The 6,235-nt window shown below is 55.6% G+C and carries 2 protein-coding genes and 1 pseudogene; all 3 read right to left on the bottom strand.

Annotation, left to right across the window (positions count from 1 at the left end):
- Nucleotides 1-261: 261 nt before the first annotated feature.
- Nucleotides 262-1,827, bottom strand: coding sequence for a Do family serine endopeptidase (locus ABX962_RS26940; RefSeq protein ID WP_372724031.1), 1,566 nt, complete (start codon nt 1,825-1,827; stop codon nt 262-264).
- A 415-nt stretch (nt 1,828-2,242) separates the two neighbouring features.
- Nucleotides 2,243-5,461, bottom strand: a complete 3,219-nt coding sequence (locus ABX962_RS26935) for an efflux RND transporter permease subunit (protein ID WP_372724029.1) — start codon at nt 5,459-5,461, stop codon at nt 2,243-2,245.
- Nucleotides 5,458-6,235 (bottom strand): annotated as a pseudogene (locus tag ABX962_RS26930) (hemolysin D); the annotation flags it as partial. The pseudogene ABX962_RS26930 and the gene ABX962_RS26935, both read right to left, overlap by 4 nt.

Below are 6,235 nucleotides of genomic sequence, written 5' to 3'. Positions count from 1 at the left end.
GGCAAATACTCCGACTAGAAAAATCAGAATCAGCTTTGATGCTAGTTTCATAAGAGTCTTCCGAAGAACAAAAGCGACCAACGTCGATTGTAGGTCAGACGTTGGTCGCCGTCATTAGCACAGGCTTCCCCCCTGTATATGGGATTGGCTGTTTGCCTGTCATTAGACCGCAGTTACCACTGAAACAGTGTCGTTGATCGCTCCGCGATCAAAACGAAGCATCGTGGATCGTTCGACGATGCACGGTGTCCCGAACGTTGCTTAGTTCCGAACCACTACAAAACGCGAACCCTGCTCGCTTCGAACCAACAACAGCACCGAACCATCGGTGTCTTCGGCAATGCGTTTCTCGAACTCGTGTGCATTTGCGACATCGTGACGATTGACTTGCACGATCACCATCCCGGGCTCCAAACCTGAATCGGCCGCGGCACTGCCTTCCTGCACACGCGTGATGACGACTCCCGTTTGCGAATCCATTCCCAATTGCTTCGCGACGTCGGCCGACAACTCGCTAATCTCCAATCCCAGCGACTGCATTTTGACGCCGTCACTCGTTTCTGCCGACTTGGTGCTTGCCCCGAATTGATTCGGCGCTACCTCGGCTTCGTACGACAATTCGATCGACTTGCCATCACGCACGACATCCACCGTCAACGTTTGCCCAATCGGCGATCGTTCCACTGCCAATTGCAATTGCTGAGGCGTGGTGACGTGGATGCCACCAAAATTGACAATCACGTCACCTGTTTTTAGTCCCGACTTCGCCGCTGGCGTTTTCGGGAACACGTTCGTCACGACCACACCGCTCTTGGGAGCCACGCCAAGCTGGGTGCTCAATTCGTAGTTGACCGGTTGGATGCTAACCCCGAGGTACGACCGTTTGACTTGCCCATGATGAACCAATTGATCACTGACCCAGTGTGCCAAATTCGATGGCACCGCAAATCCGACGCCATTGTTGCCGCCTCCGCGAGAGGAAATCGCTGTATTGATCCCGATCACTTCACCACGCAGATTCACCAGCGGTCCGCCGCTATTTCCCGGATTAATTGCCGCATCGGTTTGAATGAAGTTTTCGCGATCGGTGATCCCAATGCCACGATTCTTGGCACTGACGATCCCTGCGGTGACGGTGCTCTCCAGTCCAAAGGGCTGACCAAGTGCGACCACCCAATCGCCGACTTCCATCGCATCGCTGTCACCAATCTTCGCTGCCACTAGACTTGAGTCGCCGTCGAATTTCACCACCGCGATATCGGTTTGCGGATCGGTCAAAACCTCCGTTGCAACAAACTCACGCCCATCTTGCGTTTTGATGATCACCGTCCCGCCGCCTTCGACAACATGGTTGTTCGTCAACACGATCCCAGCCGAATCAATGATCACGCCCGAACCGATACCCGCTTGCGAACGAGGTGCCTGCCGCGGCGTCGTCGGACCAGGGGTTTGTCCTCCGCGTTGGCCGAACTCTTGATTTCGAAACATGTCTTCAAACGGAGTTCCCTTGAATGGATTTTCTTGGCCAAGCGAGTGACCACGATCGGGCACAAGCTGTTTGGCCGATTGCCAAGACATATCGGGGCGATTTTCAATTGCCACCACCGATGGCAATACATGGGTGGCAACGTCTCGGAATGCATCCGACAATGCATTGGCGACGCCGATGGATTCACTGCGTAGCACCGGAGCGGTGGCGACGGGCGTTTCGGTTTTGACGTGCGTCGCTGGTGCAGCGGCGATCAACGCCCCCGTTGCGGCGACGGTCAGCGGAGCGGCCAATAACGCGGCACGCAATTTAGAACGTTTTGAAAGCGGACGATTCATCTTATGTAATCCTTTGACGAAGAGGTGGGATCATTCTTGAATGATGTCGCGAGCCCCCGAGGATCCCTGCGTAGAGAATCAGGCAGCTCGAAACGGCCGAGGTTCGTTAACAAACGACAACCCACAGGCGATCTCCATCAAAAGCACTTGCCATGCCATCGGCGAAAACAGACGCAAACAATCGCGTTGAGTGCATAAAACACGCGGTTTTCAGCGGACGCTTCGAGTATCGTCGTGAGGGATTCAAGGGACACAAGTCCGCAGCGGGGCAGAATGCCCCAAGCAATTTTCTAAGTAGTGAAACTCATCAAGCGTTTGGGCCCCGCGAAGGTTCATCGAAACTCTCCGCGAGTTTCGCTACGTCGCGATGATCCGGCCTTACAACTTTACCGATCGCAACTCCATCAATCACGACTCATTCCACCGCGACTTCTTGACCGCTCGAGAACCGGGCGGTGATCAGATACATCACCGGCGCTAGCACTAACACCAACACTGTACTGAGTGTCAATCCAAACGCCAAACTGGTCGCCATCGGTGAAACCACTTGCGCCTCTTTGGACCGTTCCAACAAGATTGGCAACATCCCGGCGACCGTCGTCACGGAGGTCAACAACACCGCACGAAAACGACGTCGGCCTCCGTCGACAATCGCCTCGTGAATCGGTAACCCCTCTTCGACGCGACGATTGATAAAATCGACCAACACGATCGAATCATTCACGACCACGCCCGCTAACGCGACGATGCCAAAAATGCTGAACAACGTCAATTCGATCCCCATCACGATATGCCCCAAGATGGCTCCGATAAAGCCGAACGGGATGATCGAAAGGATCAAAATGGCTTGCCAACACGACCCGAACTGGATCGTCAGCAATAGGAACATCGCGCCGACCACCACGAAAAATCCGATCATTAAACTGTTGACCGTCTCGGTGGTCTGCTCTTGTTGCCCCGCCCACTCCAATCGAACCCCGGGGAATTCGGCTTCGAATTCAGGCACAAAGTTGGCTCGCAGATCCGCGACCACGTTAAACGCGTTGCCTTGCGTTTCATCCACATCGGCCACGACGCCGATCGATCGCATCTGATTGACGCGGCGGATTTCTGAATACCCTCGAGCGACTTCGACATCGGCAACTTCGCTAAGCGGTCGCTCGATCCCATCTCCGTTGCGAATGCGAATTCCATTAAAACTGACCAACGTATTGCGGTCTTCGCGTGGATAACGCACACGAAGTGGCACTTCATGGCGTCCCCGTTGCAGCCGCATCACCTCTTCGCCGTAATACGAGGCACGCACTGTCCCGGCAACGTCCGCCAACGAGATTCCCATCGCCTTGGCGTCGTCACGGACCTTCATTCGGTATTCCCATTTGCCTTGCCGTGTATCCGTGGCGATGTCCGACACATAGGGATATTCCGCAAGCTTTGCTTTGCAGCGAGCGATCGCGGCGTCCATTTGGTCCATATTCTCGGCCGTTGCCATCAATCGCATTTCGATCGGCAGCGACGCGGGACCACGCGGCGTGGCGCCGTAAGCCACCGCCTCTGCACCAGGAAAACGCCCCGACTCTTCACGCCACAAGCGAACAATGTCGGCGCTCGACACCGTCCGCTCGCCAATATCATTCAGTTGCACAAAGATGCCTCCGACGTGGCTTGCCGGAGCCGCACCGACCTCGTCACCCGACGATCCGACGGTGCGCTGCACCGCTTGGACAAAACCATTCGGATCGGTCGTCAGCCCTTCGTCAATCGAACGTTGGTTGATTCGCCAAATGGCTTGCTCTAACCGTTTGGTCGCCGCATCGGTGACCGTCACCGGGGTGCCATCCGGATAGGTGATCTGGACCGTGATAAACCCGAAGTCGATTTTCGGTAGCAGCAGAAACGGGACCATCCCCGATCGAACCACCCCGAACGACAAGATCAACAATCCCGCGGCAGCCGACATCACGATCGCTGGATTTCGCAGCGATACATTCAATAGCGGCGTGTAAACTCGCTCGATGAACCAGTTTAAAAAACGCGTCAGCCCTTGATTGCTGCGGTGCAACAACCATGCAATTGGCCGGAATGGAAACAGGATCCACGTCAACACATCAAGAAACCGGCTTCTTCGATGCGCCAAATGCGCCGGCAGGATCGTCAAGCTTTCGACCATCGAAATGAACAACATTGCTCCGACGCACAGCGGTAACACCACGGTCAACCGCTTGATGTTGCCTTCGAGGTACATGATCGGCACAAACGCAATCACCGTGGTCAAAATCGCCGTGATCACCGACGGCATCACCTCGGCCGCCCCGTCGATCGCGGCGTCGCGGTAACTTTTGCCTTGTTCGCGATGAGCGTAAATATTCTCGCCAACCACGATCGCATCATCGACCACAATTCCCAACGCGATCAAAAACGCAAACATCGATGTCATGTTGAGCGTCTGCCCGCTTTGCAGCATGTAAATGCACGCACCCAACAACGATACCGGGATGCCAAGCGCGACCCACCACGCCAATCGCATCTCGAGAAACAGCGCCAACACCAAGAACACCAACAACAGTCCCATCCATCCGTTGGACGCCAACAAATTCAATCGGTTCTTGACACTAACGCTGCGATCTCGCATGTGCAGCATGCTGTACCCGTCCGGCAAACGAGCCTTCTCATTTTCCACATACTCACGCACCTCTTCCGAGACGGCGATCAAATCGTCGGCGCTGGTCGATTCGACCGACACCACGACCGCCGGCCGCCCGTTGACCTCGTTGATCGTCGCATCCACCGCAAATTCGTCACGCACGATTCCCAAGTCGCCAACCGTCAACACCACCCCGCTGTTCTGGCTGACCAACGGAATCGACGCGATCTCCTCGCCAATCTCACTCTTGTCGCTGCCGCGCAGCAAGATTTCCTGAGACCGCCCCTTGAGCGTTCCGCCTGGCAATTCAACGTTGTTGGCACGCACGATTCCGGCGACTTCACTGAGCGACAAATTGTATTCACGGAGCGTATGCTCAGGAATCTCGATGTCAATTTGATAGTCTGGAGCGCCCACCAAATCTGCGACCGACACACTCTGTAGCGCCAACAAATCGTTGCGAACACGCTCAGCAACGCGGCGTAGTTCCAAAGCCGCTTCGGCAACCGCTTCGTCGTTGTTGCCATTGCCCGCGCCCGAGTTTTTGGGTCCCAACACCGCCACGCGAATCGCGGTGGTGAAATTGGTGTTCAAACGAACGTCCGGTTTTTCCGCCAACTCAGGAAAGCTGGGGATTTGATCGATCAACGTGGTGACTTCGGTCAACACTCGCTGCGCATCGGCTTGCTTGGTGTCGCTGTCCAATTCGAGCGTGACGCTGCCGATCCCCTCGCGAGCCGACGAGGTCATTTCGTCAATGCCGTCAACGGTGCGAATCGCCTCTTCGATCTTTTCTAAAATGCCCTGTTCGATTTCATCCGGACTGGCACCAGGATAGACCACCGAAATATTGACGACGTAAAGTTCAAAGTCGGGCCAAAACTCACGACGCAGTTGTGACAAACTCCATGCGCCCAGCAGCAGGGTGCCGAGCATAATGACATTCATGGCCTGCCAATTTTTGACCGACCAAGCGATAAGCGATCTCATCCTGCCGCCTTTTCTGAATCGAGCCCCGAAACGTCATCGGCAATTCGCGTGGGAGTGCTTCCCGCCTGTCGCGCCGTCGGTCCCGATCCCATCACGGGCATGCCGTCTTTGGGGTCGCTGACCGGGGAAACAATCACTGCGACCTGATCCGCTTTCATCGTCGCCGTCGGCACCGCCGAATCGATATCGGCATCGACGATCACCCCATTGTTCATCCGGCTCACCACTTCAACGGGCACCACACGTAATTTTCCGTCAACGTCTAACCAAATGCGGTTTCCTGGACGAATCGCGATCTCGTTGACGCGGTATAGCGTTCGAGTCGGATGGACATTCATCGTGACCGAGACAAACATGCCACGCATTAGGCGTCTTGGGCCGTCCATCACAAGATTGGGGGCAAGTGGCGAGCCATCCATGATGGGATCCCGACTTGCATCCGCGTCGACAGCCACGAGGTCGGCGGGCGAATCGACACGCAGCAAACACGGGTAGGTGCGTGTGTCCAAATCGATGCCCGCACCATCAATCCGCGTCAAAACCGCTTGCCACTGATAGATGCGTTTCCCCAAGCGGTACTGGATGGTCGCGCTGACCGGAGGAACGCGGTCGCCTTGATCCCCCGATTCAAATTGGTTCGCCATCGCGGCCGAATTCCAGACCCAATACATTTGATCCACCGTCAAGTTGGATCGCACTTCGATCGCGGTTGTATCTTCGATCGTCACAAACGAGGTGCAGGCGGCAATAAACGTCTGCTCTTCGACCCCGCTT

The sequence above is a fragment of the Novipirellula sp. genome (assembly GCF_041583735.1).
Lineage (GTDB): Bacteria > Planctomycetota > Planctomycetia > Pirellulales > Pirellulaceae > Novipirellula.
The sequence above is the reverse complement of the archived record's forward strand: the minus strand, read 5'-3'. Positions and strand labels throughout refer to the sequence as shown.